We start from the raw sequence: 19,600 nt of genomic DNA, 5'->3' as shown, positions 1-19,600 counted from the left end.
GGCCAACCCCGATCTCAGCCCTGGCTCCGAGCCCTGGTCACTGGACCGGGCGGAGCCGGGCGACCGACCCCGACCCGGGCCGTGATCCCGACCCGATCCGACCGGCCCGACCTGAGCCCCGGCCACCGGACCAGCTCGGCCGGGCCAACCCCGACCCCAACCGTGCCCCCAGCCTTGCTCGCCGGGCCGGCCCAGCCGGACGACCGACCCCGACCCCTCCCCGAGCCCTGTTCACCGGGCCGGCCCCAACCGGACGACCGACCCCGACCCCGAGCCCACTCCGACCCCGAGCCCACTCCGACCCCACCCCCACCCCGACCCGGCCCTCACTCCGCCCCCGCCCCACCCCGCTCCCACCCCACCCCCCACCCCCCGACGGCCCCCGTCCTCACGCCAACCGGCCGTCCAGTGCCGTCCGCCAGGCCGGTGACGGCACCGTGCGGGCCGCGGCCGGTCGTCGTCCGCCGCGCTCGAAGAACGCGGCCAGGGGGAGGACGGCCGCGCCCACGGTGACCGCGTCCGGTCCGAGGCGGCCCAGTTCGATGCCGACGCGGCCCGCTGGGAAGCGCAGGGAGTGCGCCAGGGCGTGAGCCCGGACCTCGGTCAGGAAGTCACCGCCGAGCTGCAGACCCGCCCAGCCGCCGATCAGCACCCGTTCGGGCTGGAAGAGGTTGATCAGGTCGGACAGCCCGGCGCCGAGGTAAGCGGCGGTCTCGGCGAGGACGGCCGCGGCCACCGGGTCGGGTTCCCGGCCGTCGGCGGGGCGGGCCGCGGCCAGCAGTTCGGTCAGTGCCCGCTCCTCGCCGGCCCCGGCAGACGGCCGCCCGCCCGCTTCCCGCCAGCGTGCCACCAGCGCCTCCGCGCCCGCGTACGCCTCCAGACAGCCGCGCGCCCCGCACCGGCACCGGCGCCCACCGACCCGCACGGTCAGGTGCCCCCACTCCACCGCCCGCCCCTCGGCCGCCTCCTCGGTGACCACGCAGGCGCCCACCCCCGAACCGAACAGCACCACAACGGCGTTGCGGGCGCCGCGCCCCGCGCCGAACCAGATCTCCGCCTGCCCCAGCGCCTTGGCGCCGTTGTCGACGAAGTACGGCACGTGGGCGGGGAGTCGCACGTTCAGGCGCAGCAGCCGTTCCAGCGGCACCGCGTCCCAGCCGATGGTCTGCCCGTGGACGACGGCCCCGTCCGCGCCGGTGTTCTCGATGATGCCGGGTACGCCGATGCCGATGCCGAGCAGGTCGGCGGGAGAGAGGTCATCCGCCCGCAGGACCTCGGCGACGCCGTCCGCGACATGACCGACAACGGCGTCCACCTCGTACCCGTGCGGCCCCAACGGACGTTCAGCGCGGGCGAGTTCGCTCAGGCCCAGGTCGAACAGCTCCACCCGTACCCGGGTCTCGCCGATGTCCACCCCGATCAGCCGCCCGCTCGCCGGCCGTACCCGCAGCAGCCTGCGCGGCCTGCCGACGTCCGCGCCGATCACACCCGCCTCCTCCACCAGGCCGTCGGCGAGGAGTTCGGCCACGACGTTGCTGACGGAGCCCGAACTCAGACCGGTCGCCGGACCCAGCGCGTGCCGGCTCATCGGCCCGTCGACATACAACCGTTGCAGAACGGCGCTCCGGCTCTCCCGCCGCAGGTCACGTACCGTGCGGCCGCTCAGCACTGCCACCTGGCCTCCCAGATTCCCGTGGTTTTCCGGCCCCTCGGGCCGTTTGCCGCTGCCGGATCCCTTGACGTTCGTTTCTCCTGAGGTTTAACTCACGTCCTAAATTAAGCCATGAGGGGGCTTCGCGGGCCGAACGGGGTGTCGGCTCTCTGAGCGGCCCTCGGGGTCTCGACTCCCGGAAAGGGACACCAGGAGCCATGCGCAGCATCCGAGCCGCGGCCGTAGGCGCCGTGACCATGTCTCTCGCTCTCGCGGCCACGGCCTGCGGAGGAGGTTCGTCCAGCGGGGGAGGGTCGAACGACTCGCCGAAGACGCTGACGTACTGGGCATCCAACCAGGGCGCCAGCATCGCCGTCGACAAGCAGGTCCTCCAGCCCGAACTCGACAAGTTCGAGGAGCAGACCGGCATCAAGGTCAAGCTGGAGGTCGTGCCCTGGTCCGACCTGCTCAACCGCATCCTCACGGCGACCACCTCCGGCCAGGGCCCGGACGTGCTGAACATCGGCAACACCTGGAGCGCCTCGCTGCAGGCGACCGGCGCGCTGCAGCCCTGGGACGCGAAGAACTTCGCGAAGATCGGCGGCAAGGACAGGTTCATCGACGCCGCGCTCGGCTCGACCGGTGCCGAGGGCAAGGACCCCGCCGCGATCCCGCTGTACTCGATGTCTTACGCGCTCTACTACAACAAGAAGATCTTCGCCGACGCGGGCATCAGCAAGCCGCCCGCCACCTGGGACGAACTGCTCGCCGACGGCAAGAAGATCAAGGCCAGGGGCAAGTCCGTGCTCGGCGCCGAGGGTGCCAACGTGTCGGAGAACATCCACCACGTCTTCGTCTTCGCCAAGCAGCACGGCGCCGACTTCTTCACCGCCGACGGCAAGCCCGACTTCACCAACCCCAAGGTGGTCGACGCCGTCAAGCAGTACGTCGACCTCATGGCCAAGGACAAGGTCGTCCCGACCAACGACGCCGAGTACGCGCAGAACCAGTCCGTCAGCGACTTCGCCAAGGGCAAGCAGGCCATGCTGCTGTGGCAGAACGCCGCCGCCAACCTCAAGTCCCAGGGCATGAGCGAGGACGACTACGGCGTCGCCCCCGTGCCCGTGCAGTCCGGCACCCCCGGCACCGGCGCCCAGACCAACTCGATGGTCGCCGGCATCAACATCGCCGTCTTCAAGAACAGCCACAACCTCGACGGCGCCACGAAGTTCGTGAAGTTCATGACCAGCGACGAGGAACAGAAGATCCTCAACAAGGCCTACACCTCCATCCCGCCGGTCAAGGGCGCGCAGACCGACGCCGCGTTCAACGCCCCGGCCACCTCCGTGCTGAAGACCACCCTCGCCACCAGCGCGGCCGCGCTGCCGCAGGTGGCCGCCGAGTCGCAGTTCGAGACGGCGGTGGGCACGGCCGTGAAGGAGCTGTTCGCCGACGCCGCCGCCGGACGCGCGGTGACCACCGACTCCGTCAAGGCCAAGCTGGAGAAGGCCCAGCAGCAGATGCCGGCGGCGTGAGCACGATGACCACCACCGCCCTGAAGGAGCCGGTGCGGGAGACGTCCCCCGGTGCGGCGCGCGAATTCCGCCGCCGCCCCGGGCGGATCCGCCGCATCGGACTGCCGTACCTGCTGCTCGTGCCCGCCCTGCTGCTGGAACTCCTCGTCCACCTGGTGCCGATGGTCATCGGCGTCGTGATGAGCTTCAAGGAGCTCACCCAGTTCTACATCCGCGACTGGGGGACCGCCCCCTGGTCCGGCCTCGGCAACTACAAGATGTCGGTGGACTTCGACGCCCCGGTCGGCGAGGCCCTGCTGCACTCCTTCTTCGTCACCGTCGGCTTCACGCTGCTCTCGGTCGGCCTGTGCTGGCTGATCGGCACGGCCGCCGCGATCTACATGCAGGACACCTTCCGCGGCCGCGGTCTGCTGCGCGCGCTGTTCCTGGTGCCGTACGCGCTGCCCGTCTACGCCGCCGTGATCACCTGGGTGTTCATGTTCCAGCACGACAACGGCCTGGTGAACCACGTCCTGCACGACCAGCTGCACCTCACCGACAAGCCCTCCTTCTGGCTCATCGGCGACAACAGCTTCTACGCCCTGCTCACCGTGTCGGTGTGGAAGGGCTGGCCGTTCGCCTTTCTCATCGTGACGGCCGGACTGCAGAACATCCCACAGGAGTTGTACGAGGCCGCCGCGCTGGACGGCGCCGGAATGTGGCAGCAGATCCGCCGCATCACCCTGCCGTCGCTGCGTCCCGTCAACCAGGTGCTGGTCCTGGTGCTGTTCCTGTGGACGTTCAACGACTTCAACACCCCGTTCGTCCTGTTCGGCAAGGCCGCACCCGAGGCCGCCGACCTCATCTCGGTGCACATCTACCAAGCCTCCTTCGTCACCTGGAACTTCGGCACCGGCTCGGCCATGTCCGTGCTGCTGCTGCTCTTCCTGCTGGTCGTGACCGGCGGATACCTGCTGTTCACCTCGCGCGGACGGAGGGCCGCCGATGTCTAGCCCCACCTCCCCGACGGCACCGCCCCGCTCGTTCCAGTGGTCGCGGCGGATCTTCCTCACCCTGCTCACCGGGTTCGTGCTGCTCCCGGTGTACGTGATGGTCTCCAGCTCGCTGAAGCCGCTCTCGGACGTCAGCGGCAAGTTCCGCTGGCTGCCCAGCGGTCTGACCGTCCGGCCGTACATCGACATCTGGTCGACGGTCCCGCTCGCCAAGTACTTCGCGAACTCGCTGATCGTGGCCGGTGCGGCGACCGTCTGCTCGGTCGTCATCGCCGTGTTCGCCGCCTACGCCGTCAGCCGCTACGAGTTCCGCGGCAAGCGGGTCTTCACGGTCACCGTGCTGTCCACGCAGATGTTCCCCGGCATCCTCTTCCTCCTCCCGCTGTTCCTCATCTACGTCAACATCGGCAACGCCACCGGCATCGCCCTGTTCGGCTCGCGCGGCGGCCTGATCCTGACGTACCTGACCTTCTCGCTGCCGTTCTCGATCTGGATGCTGATCGGCTACTTCGACTCGGTGCCGCGCGACCTGGACGAGGCGGCACTGGTGGACGGCTGCGGTCCGCTCGGCGCGCTGCTGCGGATCGTCGTACCGGCCGCGATCCCCGGCATCGTCGCGGTCTCCGTGTACGCCTTCATGACCGCGTGGGGAGAGGTGCTCTTCGCGTCCGTCATGACCAACGACGCCACCCGCACCCTCGCCGTCGGCCTCCAGGGCTACTCCACCCTCAACGACGTCTACTGGAACCAGATCATGGCCGCCTCACTCGTCGTGAGCGTGCCCGTGGTCGCGGGCTTCCTGCTCCTTCAGCGCTACCTCGTCGCCGGTCTGACAGCGGGAGCCGTCAAGTGACCGACACCCCGCATCCCGAAGGGACTTCCGTGTCCGAACCCATCGACCTCGCCGCGCTCCCGCACGACTTCCTGTGGGGCACGGCCACAGCGGCGTACCAGATCGAGGGAGCCGTCGCCGAGGACGGCCGTACGCCCTCGATCTGGGACACCTTCTCGCGCACCCCAGGGAAGATCGCGAACGACGACAACGGCGACGTCGCCTGCGACCACTACCACCGCTGGCGCGAGGACATCGGGCTGATGCGGCGACTCGGTGTCAACGCCTACCGGTTGTCGGTGGCGTGGCCGCGCGTGATCCCCGGCGGGACGGGCCCGGTGAACCCCAAGGGGCTGGCCTTCTACGACGAGTTGGTGGACGCCCTGCTGGAGGCGGACATCACCCCGTCCGTCACCCTCTACCACTGGGACCTGCCCCAGGTGCTCCAGGACCGCGGCGGCTGGCCCGAGCGGGACACCGCTCTCGCGTTCGCCGAGTACGCCTCGGCCGTCGCCGCCCGCCTCGGCGACCGCGTCAAGCTCTGGGCCACCCTCAACGAGCCCTCCTGCTCGGCCTGGATCGGCCACCTGGAAGGCACGATGGCCCCCGGATGGACCGACCTGACGGCAGCCGTACGCGCCTCCTACCACCTGCTCCTCGGCCACGGCCTCGCCGCCCAGGCGATCCGCGCCGCCGCCCCCGACGTGCGGATCGGCGTCGTCAACAACCTCTCCACGGTGTACGCGGCCACCGACCGCCCCGAGGACCTGGCCGCCGCCCGCCGGCACGACGGCCACGTCAACCGCTGGTGGCTCGACCCGGTGCACGGCCGCGGCTTCCCCACCGACATGCGCGAGGTGTACGGCGTAGAACTGCCCGAGGAGCCCGGCGACCTGGCGACGATCGCGACCCCGCTGGACTGGCTGGGCCTGAACTACTACTTCCCGGCCTACGTCGCCGACGACGCGGGCGGCCCGGCGCCGTACGTACGCTCGGTCCGTCGCGAGGGCGTCGCGCGCACCGGCATGGACTGGGAGATCGACGCGTCCGGCATCGAGACGCTGCTGCTGCGGCTCACGAAGGAGTACGGAGCCCGGAAGATCTACGTCACCGAGAACGGCTCCGCCTTCCCGGACACGGTCCGCCCCGACGGCGCCATCGACGACCCCGAGCGCCAGGACTACCTGGAGCGCCACCTCGCCGCGTGCGCCTCCGCCGCCCGCAAGGGCGCCCCGCTGGCCGGCTACTTCGCCTGGTCCCTGCTGGACAACTTCGAGTGGGCCTACGGCTACGACAAGCGCTTCGGCCTGGTCCACGTCGACTACCGCACCCAGGTGCGCACCATCAAGGGCAGCGGACACCGGTACGCGGACATCGTCCGCGTCCACCGCGACCAGACCCGCCGGGCCGCCTGAGCCGGCCACACACTCCGGGCCGCCTGAGCCGGCCCGGATCGCCGGTGGGCCCGGGCGGGGGAGCCCGGACCCACCGGCCCCAGCTTCCACCCGACTGTCATGCACTTGACATCAGGGTGCCCGGATCAGGAAGTGCACCTCCACCTCACAAGGAGAGCCGCATGCCGAACAAGGAGAGCCGCAACCCGAGCCGCACCTCCCGCACCCTGCTCGCCACCCTGGCCGCCACGGCCCTGTTGTCCTCCGGCTCGCTCCTGGCCGCCCCCGCCTCCGCGGCCCCCACCGCGGCCGTCGCCTGGGACACCGACCGCGCGGCCACCGCCTACACGGCGAACCCCGCCGCAGTGACCGCCTCCGGCAGCGAGAACGCCGGCACCGCCCCCGGCCTCGCCTTCGACGGCAACGGCGCCACCCGCTGGTCGAGCAACTTCGCCGACGACGCCTGGATCCGCGTCGACCTCGGCTCCGTGATCCGCGTCGACCACGTCGTCCTCGACTGGGAGGCCGCCTACGGCAGGCGCTACGTCCTGGAGGCCTCGAAGAACGGCACCGACTGGACCCCCTTCTACACGGAGACCGCCGGCACGGGGGGCTCCGTCACGGCCCACACCTACCCCCAGGAGGTCACCGGCCGCTACGTGCGGCTCCGCGGCCTGGAACGCGCCACGCCCTACGGCTACTCGCTGTGGAACTTCAAGGTCTACGGCGGCGAACCGGCCCCGGCGTCGACGACCCGCAGCAACCTGGCCCTCAACCACCCCGCGTACTCCAACTTCTACCAGGACGCGGGCCACTCACCGGCGTTCCTCACCGACGGCGGTTGGCCCGCCGACCTCAAGGGCGACACCAGCCGCTGGTCGAGCGACTGGAACACCGACCGGTGGGTGTCGGTGGACCTGGGCGCACAGTCGACCATCGACACGGTGGACCTCTACTGGGAGTCGGCGTACGCCGTCGACTACCTCCTCCAGGTGTCGGACGACAACCGCACATGGCGCACGGTGTACGAACCCTCGCCGGCCGACACAGCCACCCGCCGCGCCGACATCAAGTCGCCCTCCGACGCGGCAGGCCTGCACGACACCGTCAAGCTGCCCTCGCCCGCGACCGGCCGTTACGTCCGCGTACTCGGCAAGGAACGCCGCTCCTTCTACAACCCGGCTCCCGCAACCGCCCAGTTCGGCTACTCCCTCTACGAGTTCCAGGTCTGGGGCACCGGCGGCACGGCCTCCGCCGCCTACCCCACCCTCCCCGCCGACCAGTCGGGCACGTACCGCACGACGTTCTTCGACGACTTCACCAGCGCCGCGCTCGACCGCTCCAAGTGGCGAGTCGTCCGCACCGGAACGGAGATGGGCCCGGTCAACGGCGAATCACAGGCGTACGTCGACTCGACGGACAACATCCGCACGCAGAACGGCAGCCTGATCCTGAAGGCGAAGTTCTGCAAGGGCTGCACACAGGCGGGCGGCGGCACCTACGACTTCACGTCGGGCCGCATCGACACGAATTCGAAGTTCGACTTCACGTACGGCAAGGTCAGCGCCCGCATGAAACTCCCCGTGGGTGACGGCTTCTGGCCCGCCTTCTGGCTGCTGGGCAGCAACGTCGACAACCCCTCCGTCTCCTGGCCGGCCTCCGGCGAGACCGACATCATGGAGAACATCGGCTACGGCGACTGGACCAGCTCGGCCCTGCACGGCCCCGGCTACTCGGCGGACGGCAACATCGGCGCCCGCCAGACCTACCCGAACGGCGGCACCGCCGACCAGTGGCACACCTACGCCGTCGAATGGACCCCGACGGCGATGCGCTTCTACGTCGACGACCGCCTGGTCCAGGAGACGACCCGCAACAAACTCGAGTCCACCCGCGGCCAGTGGGTCTACGACCACAACCAGTACGTCATCCTCAACCTCGCCCTCGGCGGCGCCTACCCGGCCGGCTGGAACAAGGTGACCAGTCCTTACTGGGGTCTGCCGCAGTCGAGCGTGGATCGGATCGCGGGTGGGGGAGTGCAGGCGGAGGTGGACTGGGTGCGGGTGGAACAGAAGGGCTGACCACCGGCGGCCTGGGGGCGACGGTAGGTCAGGGGACGGCCCGGGACGGGCCGCAACTGCGGACCCACCCCCTGACCTGCACCCCATCAGCACGCAGGTCGCGCACGCGTCGTCACCCGTGGCTGCAGAAGCGGTTGGTGTCCGGGCCGGCCGGTGCTGGGCGGGATCGTAGTCGTAGGTCCTCGGAAGGCGCACCTTCAGCCCACGTACCCCCCGACCGTGGCAGGATCCCTCATTATGAGCGCGTCTCCGGCGGTGAGAGGTCTTCGTGCCTCGGTGTTCGCCGCGGTGTGTGTGCTGCTGGCCGCAGCCGGGCACGGCCTGGCGATCGGTGACATGCCGCCGCTGTGGGCCGACGCGGGTGGTTTCCTCGCCGTGCTCGTGCTGGGCTGGGCACTCGGGAGACGGGAGCGGTCGCTGCCCGGTATCGGCGTCACCATGCTGATCGTCCAGGCGGGACTGCACCTGGCGTTCGGCGCGGCCCACCGCGGCGGTGCGGAGGCCGCCCGCGCCGGCACCCCGCGCATGGCGGCCGCCCCGGGTCACGCCATGGTGGCGGTCCACTCGCACGCGATCCCCAGCCACACTGCGGTCCATCCCACCGTCACCGCTCACGCCACCGCCGCCCACGTGCTCGCCGCGCTGGCCGCCTCCTGGTGGCTGTGGCGGGGCGAGGCCGCGCTGTGGTCGCTGCTCCGTCGGGCCACGGCGCTCGTACCCGGCCTCGTCGCCTGGTGGCGGGACGCCCCGCTGCCCGCCCCCGCCGGTCACGCCCCGCGTGCCCCGGTCGACCGCGGGACACCCCGCCGGGCCCTGCTGCGCCACGCGGTCAGCCGGCGCGGACCCCCGGTCCCGGTCCCGTACCCGCTCTGACCCCTCACACGTCACCTGCACGGAGATCGACTCACCCATGTCCACGTCACGCAGCACCCCGCGCCGCGCCGCAACCGTCACCGCCCTGACCGCCGCCGGGCTCCTCGCCGCCGCCGGTGTGGCTTCCGCGCACGTCACCGTCCACCCCGAGAGCTACGCCAAGGGGGCCACCGACGGCGTGCTGACCTTCCGCGTCCCCAACGAGGAGGACAAGGCCACCACGACCAAGGTCCAGGTCTTCCTGCCCACCGACCATCCCGTCCTCGGTGTCCTGGTCCACCCGCGGGACGGCTGGACCGCCAAGGTCACCACCACCAAGCTCAAGACACCGGTGAAGACCGACGACGGCACCATCACCGAGGCGGCCTCCGAGATCACCTTCACCGGAGGGAGGATCGGTACGGGACAGTACGAGGACTTCGATGTCGCCTTCGGTCAACTTCCGGACGGCATCGATCAGCTGAGCTTCAAGACCCTGCAGACCTACTCCGACGGCAAGGTCGTCCGCTGGATCGAGGGATCCACGAGCGGCGACGAGCCGGAGAACCCGGCGCCCGTGCTGAAGCTGACGGCCGGTGACCAGGACACCACCCCGGCGCCCGCCAAGAACAGCGCCGCCACCACCGAGGCGGCCGACGCCGACGACACCACGGCCCGCGGGCTCGGCATCGCCGGCCTGGTCGTCGGCGTCCTCGGTCTCGCTGCCGCCGCCTTCGCGATCGTACGGAGCAGGGGCGCGCGGTCGTAACCGTCCCACGCAGAACGGCATGCGGAAGGGCCCGGACCGATCGGCGGCGGTCCGGGCCCTGCCACGTCGGTGGTCAGCGCGCCGCCAGCTCCAGCAGCTTCGGCTCGGCCGGCACTGTCGCCGGCATACGGGAGTTCCGCCACAGCCACAGCACGTCCCGGCCGAAGGACCACAGCAGTGAGCCGAGGGACAGCAGGATGACGCCCAGGTTGGCCGCGTGCGGCAGCAGCTCTGACCCCGCCAGCAGCAGGCAGACGCCCTGGACGGCAGCGACGGTCTTGCGGGCGAAGGACGGGGGCAGCGGGGCGTTCAGCCAGGGGGCGACGCGGGCTGCCGCGACGAACGCGTAGCGCATGCCGCCGATCAGCAGCACCCAGGGGCCGAGCTGCATGGACACGTACACACTCAGCACCAGGATCAGGAACGCGTCGACCTCCATGTCGAAGCGGGCGCCCAACGCGGAAGTGGTGCCCGTGCGGCGGGCCACCTTGCCGTCCACACCGTCCAGGAGGAGGGCGACGGCGGTGAGGCCGACCAGCAGAGTGACCGGCGGGGCACTCTCGAAGGAGTCCCCGACCAGCGCGGTCACCCCGCCGACCAGCGTCGACCGGCCGAGCGTGACCCGGTTCGCGGGGCCGAAGGAGCTGAGCCGGGAGCGGTGCAGGGCGCGGGAGAGGACCCCCCAGGTGGCGAACGCGAAGGCGAGCCCCGTCAGCCAGCCGGCCGGCCCCAGGCCGATCGCCGAGCCGAGCAGGGCCAGCAGCAGGATCTGCACGCCCGCTCCCACAGCGGTCTCCTGCTGGAGCCTCGCGTCATACGTGTTGTTCAGGGCCACCGCACACCCTCCGGCCGAGTGACAGAGTCGATCAACGCCGCGTACTCTGCGCGGCCTGTGCACTTCTCGGTACGTGAACAACTTCCCGATCGTTCAGGAGGATGCCGATGAACCGCTCGGCCCGCGCGTTCTGGCTCCGCTCACCCGGCCACGGCGAGCTGCGCGACGTAACCCTCGCGGAGCCCGCCGCGGACGAGGTCGTGGTGCGCGCGCTGTACTCCGGAGTCAGCCGGGGCACGGAGACGCTCGTCTTCCGCGGCGGTGTCCCGGAGAGCCAACACGCCGTGATGCGGGCGCCGTTCCAGGAGGGCGACTTCCCCGGACCGGTGAAGTACGGCTACCTGAACGTCGGCGTGGTCGAGGAGGGCCCGGCTGCGCTGATCGGTCGTACGGTCTTCTGCCTGTATCCGCACCAGAGCCGTTACGTCGTTCCGGTGAGCGCCGTGACCGTGGTGCCCGAGCGGGTGCCCGCCGCCCGGGCCGTGCTCGCCGGGACCGTGGAGACCGCCGTGAACGCCCTGTGGGACGCGGCGCCGCTGATCGGCGACCGGATCGCGGTGGTCGGCGGCGGCATGGTCGGCTGCTCGGTGGCCGCGCTGCTCGCCCGCTTCCCCGGCGTCCGGCTGCAGCTCGTCGACGCCGACCCGGCTCGCGCCAAGACGGCCGAGGCGCTCGGCGTCGACTTCGCCGCGCCCGTCGACGCCCTCGGCGACTGCGACCTCGTCGTGCACGCCAGCGCCACCGAACAGGGCCTCACCCGCGCCCTCCAACTCCTCGCCCCCGAGGGCACGGTCGTGGAACTGAGCTGGTACGGCGACCGGCGCGTCAGCCTGCCGCTCGGCGAGGCCTTCCACTCCCGCCGGCTCAGCCTGCGCGGCAGCCAGGTCGGCACGGTCTCCCCGGCCGCCCGTGCCGGCCGCGGCTACGCCGACCGGATGGCCCTCGCCCTCGACCTGCTCGCCGACCCCGCGCTGGACGCGCTCATCACGGGCGAGAGCGCTTTCGAGGAACTCCCCGACGTCCTGCCGAAACTCGCATCCGGTGACATTCCCGCCCTGTGCCACCGGGTGCGGTACGCCGAGACGGGCCTGACCTGAGAAAAGAGTGAGGGAGGGCTGAACGCGGGGAAGCGAAGAGCCGTACTACACGGCATCCCCCGGCAGGCAAGGGCCGGGGGACCAGACGCGCCGCACCTGGAGGGTCGTCCGTTGTTCAGCATCACCGTCCGCGATCACATCATGATCGCCCACAGCTTCCGCGGCGAGGTGTTCGGTCCCGCGCAGCGACTGCACGGCGCCACGTTCCTCGTGGACGCGACGTTCCGCCGCCAACAGCTGGACGAGGACAACATCGTGGTCGACATCGGCCTGGCCACGCAGGAGCTGGGCGCCGTCGTCGCCGAGCTGAACTACCGCAACCTCGACGACGAGTCCGAGTTCGCCGGGATCAACACCTCCACCGAGTTCCTCGCCAAGGTCATCGCCGACCGGCTCGCCGAACGCGTCCACAAGGGCGCCCTCGGCGAAGGCGCCAAGGGCCTTGCGGGGATCACGGTGACCCTGCACGAGTCGCACATCGCCTGGGCGAGTTACGAGCGTGACCTGTGACCGACCTGACCGTGGAGACCGCCAGCCCGGGTGTGGCGAGCGCGGTGCAGGACGCGCAGCTCGCGCGGTCCATGCAGGCCGCCTACGCCGCGCAGATCGTGCCGGGCGCGGGCACCGCGGGAGGTACGGGCACCGCCGACAGGGCACGCCTCGCCTACGTGCCCGTGCAGTCCACCGCCGCCGAGAACGCCGGAATCATCCCCATGGCCCTGCGCACCGTGCACTTCGTCATGCCGGGCGGCGTCGACGACCCGGCCGCGCCCAGCGGCGGCAACGCCTACGACCGCCGGGTCTGCCTGGACCTGCCCGGCTTTGGCTGGCAGGTCACTCGGCATGCCGCGCCCGGCACCTGGCCGAGCCCTGACCGGGCCGCCCGGGACGGGCTCGCCCGCACACTCCGTGACCTGCCGGACGACGCGGTCGTCCTGCTCGACGGACTCGTCGCCTGCGGCGTCCCGGAGATCGTCGTCCCCGAAGCCGAGCGCTTGCGGCTCGCGGTGCTCGTCCACCTGCCGCTCGGTGACGAGACCGGCCTGGACGCGGCCGTCGCCGCCGACCTCGACACCCGCGAGCGCGCGGTGCTGCGGGCCGTGCCGGCGGTGATCGCCACCAGCGACTGGGCGGTCCGCCGCCTCGTCTCCCACCACGGGCTCGCCCCCGACCGGGTGCACGTCGCCGCACCCGGCGCCGACATCGCACCCCTGTCGGCCGGCACCGACGGCGTCTCCCAACTGCTGTGCGTGGCCGCGGTGACCCCGCGCAAGGGGCAGCACCGGCTCGTGAAGGCACTCGCGGCGGTACGGGACCTGCCGTGGACCTGCGAGTGCGTCGGCGGCCTCGGCCACGACCCCGAGTACGTCGCCCATCTGCGCACCCTCATCGACCGGTACGGCCTCGCCGACCGCCTGCGTCTTGCCGGGCCGCGCTCCGGCGCCGACCTCGACGCGGCCTACGCGGCCGCCGACCTGATGGTCCTCACCTCCTACGCCGAGACCTACGGCATGGCGGTCACCGAGGCCCTCGCCCGCGGCATCCCCGTCCTCGCCACCGACGTCGGCGGCCTGCCCGAGGCGGTCGGCCGCGCCCCCGACGGCGGGGTGCCCGGCATCCTCGTTCCGCCGGAGGACCCCGCCGCGCTCGCCGCCGAACTGCGCGGCTGGTTCGGCGAGCCCGACGTACGCCGCCGGCTCAAGGCCGCCGCCCGCGGCCGCCGCGCCGCGCTCGACGGCTGGGCGACCACCGCCCGCAGTCTCGCCGGAGTCCTCCAGCGACTCCCCGAAGCACCGAGGAGGGCGGCATGAGTACCCCGAAAACCGCGTCGACCGGCTCGATTCCGGCCCGGTCGGCACCGCGGGCGCCGATCCCGTCCCAGCCCGGACCGGGCGAGGCCGAGTCCGTGACGGCGCGTGGCAAGGAGTCCGACGCTGCGCGTGGCAAGGAGTCAGTGGCAGTGCGTGGCAAGGAGTCCGACGCTGCGCGTGGCGAGGAGTCAGTGGCAGTGCGTGGCCAGGAGTCCGAGGCGGCGCGTGGCGAGGAGTCAGTGGCAGTGCGTGGCCAGGAGTCCGAGGCGGCGCCGGGGACCGAGGACGCCGGTGACGGGGAGGCGCGAATGCCGGCCGACAGGTTGACCGCGGGGGAGTCCGGCGGCCTCGCCGATACCGACGCTTTCGGTGGGTGGCCCGGTGCGGCGCCCGGTGAGAGAGAGCGCGCCGGTGCGTCCGACAGCGTCGCCGGTGCTCCCGACAGCGTCGCCGGAGGCGAGGCATCCGTGCCCGCCATCGACACCTCTCCCTCTGGGGCCGCGACCGGTGCCGGATCGCCCGTAGCCGTCGTCGCCGGTGCCCCCGCCCCGGTCATCCCCGGTGCCGGTCCTGTCGTACGGCCCGGTGAACGGGCGACCGTACGGTTGCGGGACGGTGGCCCCGAGGAGCCGCCGCGGTACGCGCCCGAGTGGCTGCAACTGCGGGAGGGCGCCGACGCGGCCGGCCGGGCGCAGGAGTTGCTGGATCCGCTCCGGATCCGGCTGGCCGAACTGCCGGGCCGGGCCGATGGACTGGCCGTGCACGACCTGGGCTGCGGCACCGGGTCGATGGGCCGTTGGCTGGCGCCCCGCCTGGACGGCGCCCAGCACTGGATCCTCCACGACCGCGACCCGTACCTGCTGCACTTCGCCGCCGTGGCCTCCCCCCGGTCCGCCGCCGACGGCAGCCGCGTCACGGTCGAGACGCGCCGCGGCGACGTGGCCCGCCTGACGCCGGACGTGCTCGCCGGAGCCTCGCTGGTGACCGCGTCCGCGCTGCTCGACGTGCTCACCCAGGAGGAGGTCGGCGCTCTCGCCGACGCCTGTGCCGGGGCCGGCTGCCCCGCGCTGCTCACACTGTCCGTCGCCGGACGCGTCGAACTCAGCCCGGCCGACCCGCTGGACGCCGAGATCGCGGAGGCGTTCAACGCCCACCAGCGGCGCGGCGGGCTGCTCGGGCCGGACGCGGTCACCGTGACCTGCGAGGCGTTCGCCGAGCGCGGGGCGACGGTACGCGTCTGTCCGAGCCCGTGGCGGCTCGGCCCGGACGAGGCCGCGCTGACCGAGCATTGGCTGCGCGGCTGGGTGGGCGCGGCCGTCGAAGAGCGGCCCGAACTGCGCGACCGCGCCGAGCGTTACCTGCGCGACCGGCTCGCCGCCTGCGCGGCCGGTGAGCTGCGCGCCGTCGTCCACCACAGCGACCTGCTGGCCCTGCCCCGGCCTAGCGGGGGCACGGCGTGAGCGGGCGGGCGGCGGCGGGGACCCGCACCGCGGGAAGCGGCTCGCCCGCGCGGGTGACGCCTACGGAAGCGACACACGCGCGCGAGGGGAACGCCGGCACGCGCCGCGCTTTCGAGGCCGCGACCGGTGGTCCCGGCCACGCTCCCGAAACCACGACCGCCGGTACGGGCCATGCAGTCGAGGTGGCCACGGCACTTCTGGAGCCGCCGGCGCCCGAGGTGGCCATGGCGCTTCTGGAGCCGTCGGCCCACGATGCCGCCACAGCGCTTGCGAAGCCGCCGGCGCCCGAGCCCACGCAGACGGACGTACCCGGCCCGGCGCAGCCCCCCGCCCACCGCCGCCTCGGCTCCCGTGCCCTCCGTACGTACCTCGGCACCGCCGCCGGCGTGGCCATCCTCGCGGTGCTCCTCTGGCGGCTCGGCACCGGTGTGCTGCTCGACGGGCTCCGGCGCATCGACGCCGTTACGGTGCTGGCGGCGCTGGGCATAGGCGTGGTGACCACGGTGTTCAGCGCGTGGCGCTGGCAGTTGGTGGCCCGGGGGCTGCGCATCCGGCTGCCGCTGCGGCCGGCCGTCGCCGACTACTACCGGGCGCTCTTCCTGAACGCGGCGCTGCCCGGCGGGATCCTGGGCGATGTGCACCGGGCGGTGCGGCACGGACAGAGCGCCGGCGACCTCCGGCGCGGGGTGAAGGCGGTCGTACTGGAGCGGGTCGCCGGACAGCTGGCGCTGACCGTCGTCGGCGCGGCGGTGCTGCTGACCCTGCCGTCCCCGGTCCGTGCCGAGGCTCGCAGCTTCGCCCCGCTGGTGGCCCTGGCGGCCGCCGGCGCGCTCGCCATCGTCCTCGCCGTCCGCCTGAACCGCGCGCCCGCGCGTCGCGAAGGCGCCCTCCGCTCCGTCCTCCGCGAGACGCGGCAGGGTCTGTTGTCCCGGGAGGGCGGCCCGGGCATCGCGCTGTGCTCTGCCGTCGTCCTCGCCGGTCACTTCGCGATGTTCGTGGTCGCGGCCCGGGTCGCCGGCTCCGCCGCGCCGGTCGCCGTGCTGATCCCGCTCGCGGTCCTCGCCCTCGTCGCGATGGGCCTGCCGCTGAACGTCGGCGGCTTCGGGCCCCGCGAGGGCGCCACCGCCTGGGCGTTCGGCGCCGCGGGTCTGGGAGCGAGCACCGGGGTCGCCGTCGGCGTCGTGTACGGCGTGCTCGGCCTCGTGGCGAGCGTGCCCGGGGCCGTCGTTCTCGTCGCCCGCCGGCAGGCGGGCCCGCGGGCCGGAGCCCCCGTGCGGGGGCCCGGCCGCGAACCCGCGGCGGACTACCCGCGCCCGTCGGACGAGGTGAGCAACACGGCATACGGCTCGAAGGATTCGACGAGGCTCGCCAGCAGTTTCTTCCCCTTTTCCGCAGAACCCAGGGAAGGACGGCCGATGACGCCCGATTCGGTATAGGCGGACATTCCCACGGTGAGCAGATGCCGGCGGTCGTCGGCGGTGAAATCGGCGGACTCGTAACCAGGGTGGACGAATTCGGGGTGAGCGTGCAGCAGAATGGACGTCTCGATTTCTCCCGCGTGCATGTCGGTGAGCAGCGAGGTCAGCACCCCGGCCCGTTCCCGCGCCGTCTCCCAGTCCTCGGCGGCCGGGAACAGCGCCATCCGCTCCCCACGCGCGGAGGCCTCTTGAACGACGTTGCCCAGTACGTAGTTCCCGCCGTGCCCGTTCACCACGACGAGCGCCTCCACACCCGAGCGACGCAGCGAGTCGGCGATGTCCCCCACCATCGCGTGGAGGGTCGCGGCGGAGATGCTGACGGTCCCCGGCCAGGCCGCGTGCTCGTGCGAGCAGGAGACCGTCACCGGAGGAAGGAGGTGCACCGGATACGCGGTGGCGATCTCCCGGGCCACGGCACAGGCGACCAGTGTGTCCGTCGCCAACGGAAGGAACGGACCGTGCTGTTCGAAGCTCCCGACGGGAAGGACGGCGACCTGTGGTGAAACGCCCGCCCCCCGCGTCCGTACATCCTCCGTGGTGTCCGTCGGCACCACCCCGTAAGCCGCCGCTCGCGCGCCCGAATCACTCATCTTTTCTTGGCCTTTCGTCTCTGCTTAGGAACCAGATCATGACAGAAAACATCGGCGTACTCGGCAAGAAGTCCCCGCGGCGTTCGGGCGCGGAACGCGTCGTGAATACACCGCTGCCCACCGTCTACGGGAAATTCCAGGCGATCGGCTACCTGGACCACGACCGCGGTGACGAGCAAGTGGCCCTCGTCCATGGCGAGATCGGCACCGAGAACGTCCTGGTGCGGCTGCACTCGGAGTGCCTGACCGGGGACGCGTTCGGCTCACAGCACTGCGAGTGCGGCGACCAGCTGGCCTCGGCGATGCGCGCGGTGGTCGCCGAAGGAAGCGGCATCGTCGTCTACTTGAGAGGTCACGAGGGCCGCGGCATCGGACTGCTCGCCAAGCTGCGCGCGATGGCCTTGCAGGCGGAGGGCCTGGACACGGTGGAGGCGAACCTGGCGCTCGGCCTGCCGGTCGACGCCCGCGACTACGGCGTCGCCGCCCAGATCCTGCACGACCTCGGAGTGCGCTCGGTACGGCTGATGTCCAACAACCCGCGCAAGCGGGAGGCGTTGGTCCAGTACGGCATCCAGGTCGCCGAGCAGGTACCGCTGCTGATCGAGCCGTGCGAGAGCAACATCACCTATCTGCGGACCAAACGGGAGCGGATGGACCACATCCTGCCCCACCTGGACGCCGTCGCCCACGGCTCCTGACCCGCCGGCCCCCGTCGACCGATCCCACCACCGGGCGCGGTGCCCGGCGTGCGCCCGACCGCCCGCGCCGCCCCGGTGAGATCGTCCGGTGTGCCGACGCCGGCCCGGCCGCAAGGCAGTGATCCTCCGTGGGAATGGCGGAGTTCTCAGGCTGGAGCGAGCCTGCGGGCCGTTCCGTGCGCTCAGGCGAGGTACCGGCGGTCCAGGCTCTTCGGGACTACGGCCGGATAGTCGAGGTAACGACGGCGTGGCGGGGGCTGCTGCCCTCGTGAGGGAACCAGTTCATGGCCGCCAGGGGCCAAGGTCATGGCCCGCGGTGCGAAGGTGACGTTGTGCTTCACCGCGACGGCCTCCAGATGGTGGGCGACCCCTTCGTGTACGACGTTGTCGTCCCGTGTGACCAGATAGACGAACGTGGGATCGATGTCTCGCAGCAGTGACTTCGGGATGCGCGCCGGCAGGGTGAGCGCGTAGTAGCGCGGCCACTCCCGCAGCCGGTGCCGTTCCAACCAGGAACGGCCGAAGGGGCGCAGACTGGTGAACATGGCGAAGCTCCACTCGAGCTTGATGCCCGCGACGACCAGGAGGAAGTTCACGGCAAAGGCCAGCGCGACGAGGCCGTGGGCGAGGGGCACCCAGCGCGCCGACCGGTCGGGGCCGGGTGCCGAGGAAAGTACCGCTGTCGCGCACAGGGCGCCGTACACCGCCCCCTGGTAGAAATCCTTGATCAGCCAGCCGGCCGACCGGCGCCCCTTGGCGGTCCGTCCGGTCGCCGTGGACAGCAGGCCCACGAGGAGCGCCGCCGCCCATGGGGCCCACGCCGGGCCGCCTGGCTCGATCCGCCCGTCGGGTGAGAACACCGTCACCCACAGGGCCAGCGCCACGACGGAGAACGGGTAGTTGCCCGATACGCCGAACACCAGGTGCATCAGGATCGCGAGTCCCAGGGCCCACCGTTCCTCGCCGGGAAGGCAGGCGAGCACCCCGGCCAGGAGCTCGACGACGATCACCGAGGCCGGCACGGCCCTCAGGAGCCGGGGGAAGTCCGGCAGGCCGAGCAGGCGCAGGTAGTGCGCGGTGACGACGCGACCGGCGCTGCGCTCTGTGAACAGGTACTCGTCGTTGACCTTCAGCAGGGCCGCGGTCAGGTACACGCCTGCCAGGAGGTCCTCGGCGACCACTGCGTGGAGGGGGCTCGAGGCGAACGCCATGACGGCCGCGGCCACGGCTCCGAGCCAGCAGTGGTCCGAGAGCCGGACCTGGGTGGCGAGCATCCAGAAGGCGATCAGCAGGACCACGGCCGTACGGCCGGGGAGGGACGGGATGGTCAACGCGAGCAGCAGGGCCGCCGGGAGGGCGGCCAGCTGCCCGACCGCCGCCATCCGGCGCGGCAGCCGGACGCCGAAGACCGGCGCGTAGTGCTGGCCGGCACCGGCGAGACCATATTCCCAGAGCCGGTTGACCTGATGGAAAAGAAGCGCGGCCACAACCAGAGCCATAGGCGTGAGTCGCAAACTCACTCGCA

16 protein-coding genes and 1 pseudogene are annotated in these 19,600 nt (G+C 71.9%); 13 read left to right on the top strand and 4 right to left on the bottom strand.

The genetic code is table 11. The features are described 5' to 3' along the window. Positions 1–388 precede the first annotated feature (388 nt). Positions 389–1,675 carry an ROK family transcriptional regulator gene (locus AC07C1_RS26195; RefSeq protein WP_478942766.1) on the bottom strand — a complete coding sequence of 429 codons (1,287 nt, stop codon included), beginning with the start codon at positions 1,673–1,675 and terminating at the stop codon, positions 389–391. 194 nt (positions 1,676–1,869) lie between these two features. On the opposite strand from AC07C1_RS26195, the gene AC07C1_RS26190 reads away from it, so the two are divergent. From AC07C1_RS26190 to AC07C1_RS26160, 7 genes are all read left to right on the top strand, one after another. After that, entirely contained in the window at positions 1,870–3,186 is a 1,317-nt protein-coding gene (locus AC07C1_RS26190; RefSeq protein ID WP_478942764.1) for an ABC transporter substrate-binding protein, read from the top strand. Positions 3,187–3,191: 5 nt separating this feature from the next. Then, the gene (locus AC07C1_RS26185; protein ID WP_478942962.1) at positions 3,192–4,178 is read left to right on the top strand and encodes a carbohydrate ABC transporter permease; all 987 of its coding nucleotides are present in this window, start codon (positions 3,192–3,194) and stop codon (positions 4,176–4,178) included. Continuing rightward, the gene (locus tag AC07C1_RS26180) at positions 4,171–5,031 is read left to right on the top strand and encodes a carbohydrate ABC transporter permease (protein ID WP_478942763.1); all 861 of its coding nucleotides are present in this window, start codon (positions 4,171–4,173) and stop codon (positions 5,029–5,031) included. The genes AC07C1_RS26185 and AC07C1_RS26180 overlap by 8 nt, the downstream gene beginning before the upstream one ends. A gap of 29 nt (positions 5,032–5,060) precedes the next feature. Next, the gene (locus tag AC07C1_RS26175; protein ID WP_478942761.1) at positions 5,061–6,425 is read left to right on the top strand and encodes a GH1 family beta-glucosidase; all 1,365 of its coding nucleotides are present in this window, start codon (positions 5,061–5,063) and stop codon (positions 6,423–6,425) included. Positions 6,426–6,586: 161 nt separating this feature from the next. Continuing rightward, entirely contained in the window at positions 6,587–8,485 is a 1,899-nt protein-coding gene (locus tag AC07C1_RS26170) for a discoidin domain-containing protein (protein ID WP_478942760.1), read from the top strand. A gap of 237 nt (positions 8,486–8,722) precedes the next feature. Beyond that, entirely contained in the window at positions 8,723–9,358 is a 636-nt protein-coding gene (locus AC07C1_RS26165; protein WP_478942758.1) for a hypothetical protein, read from the top strand. Positions 9,359–9,395: 37 nt separating this feature from the next. Next, on the top strand, positions 9,396–10,106 hold the full coding sequence (locus AC07C1_RS26160) for a YcnI family protein (RefSeq protein WP_478942756.1): 711 nt from the start codon (positions 9,396–9,398) through the stop codon (positions 10,104–10,106). A 73-nt stretch (positions 10,107–10,179) separates the two neighbouring features. Here the strand turns inward: AC07C1_RS26160 and AC07C1_RS26155 are convergent, their stop codons facing one another. Next, the gene (locus tag AC07C1_RS26155) at positions 10,180–10,941 is read right to left on the bottom strand and encodes a CDP-alcohol phosphatidyltransferase family protein (RefSeq protein ID WP_478942755.1); all 762 of its coding nucleotides are present in this window, start codon (positions 10,939–10,941) and stop codon (positions 10,180–10,182) included. A gap of 107 nt (positions 10,942–11,048) precedes the next feature. Here AC07C1_RS26155 and AC07C1_RS26150 point away from each other — a divergent pair, with 107 nt between their 5' ends. From AC07C1_RS26150 to AC07C1_RS26130, 5 genes and pseudogenes are all read left to right on the top strand, one after another. After that, positions 11,049–12,038: a zinc-dependent alcohol dehydrogenase gene (locus AC07C1_RS26150; protein WP_478942753.1), complete on the top strand. Its 990-nt coding sequence runs from the start codon at positions 11,049–11,051 to the stop codon at positions 12,036–12,038. Positions 12,039–12,149: 111 nt separating this feature from the next. Further along, a complete protein-coding gene (locus tag AC07C1_RS26145; protein ID WP_478942751.1) occupies positions 12,150–12,548 on the top strand; it encodes a 6-pyruvoyl trahydropterin synthase family protein in 399 nt (132 codons plus the stop codon). Then, positions 12,545–13,849 carry a glycosyltransferase family 4 protein gene (locus AC07C1_RS26140; RefSeq protein ID WP_478942750.1) on the top strand — a complete coding sequence of 435 codons (1,305 nt, stop codon included), beginning with the start codon at positions 12,545–12,547 and terminating at the stop codon, positions 13,847–13,849. Before AC07C1_RS26145 ends, AC07C1_RS26140 begins: the two co-directional genes overlap by 4 nt. A gap of 554 nt (positions 13,850–14,403) precedes the next feature. Further along, a complete protein-coding gene (locus AC07C1_RS26135; RefSeq protein ID WP_478942960.1) occupies positions 14,404–15,309 on the top strand; it encodes a class I SAM-dependent methyltransferase in 906 nt (301 codons plus the stop codon). Between the two features lie 224 nt (positions 15,310–15,533). Continuing rightward, positions 15,534–16,457: pseudogene (locus AC07C1_RS26130) on the top strand (lysylphosphatidylglycerol synthase transmembrane domain-containing protein); the annotation flags it as partial. 155 nt (positions 16,458–16,612) lie between these two features. Here AC07C1_RS26130 and AC07C1_RS26125 read toward each other — a convergent pair. Then, positions 16,613–17,377 (bottom strand): creatininase family protein, encoded by a 765-nt coding sequence (locus AC07C1_RS26125; protein ID WP_478942748.1) that lies wholly within the window; start codon positions 17,375–17,377, stop codon positions 16,613–16,615. Positions 17,378–17,415: 38 nt separating this feature from the next. Between AC07C1_RS26125 and ribA the strand changes: the two genes are divergently transcribed. Continuing rightward, the gene (gene ribA, locus AC07C1_RS26120; RefSeq protein WP_478942746.1) at positions 17,416–18,075 is read left to right on the top strand and encodes a GTP cyclohydrolase II; all 660 of its coding nucleotides are present in this window, start codon (positions 17,416–17,418) and stop codon (positions 18,073–18,075) included. A gap of 182 nt (positions 18,076–18,257) precedes the next feature. On the opposite strand, the gene AC07C1_RS26115 is transcribed toward ribA, so the two are convergent. Beyond that, entirely contained in the window at positions 18,258–19,574 is a 1,317-nt protein-coding gene (locus AC07C1_RS26115; RefSeq protein ID WP_478942744.1) for a hypothetical protein, read from the bottom strand. Positions 19,575–19,600 lie beyond the last annotated feature (26 nt).

The sequence above is a fragment of the Streptomyces sp. NPDC045022 genome (genome assembly GCF_056432605.1).
The sequence above is the reverse complement of the archived record's forward strand: the minus strand, read 5'-3'. Positions and strand labels throughout refer to the sequence as shown.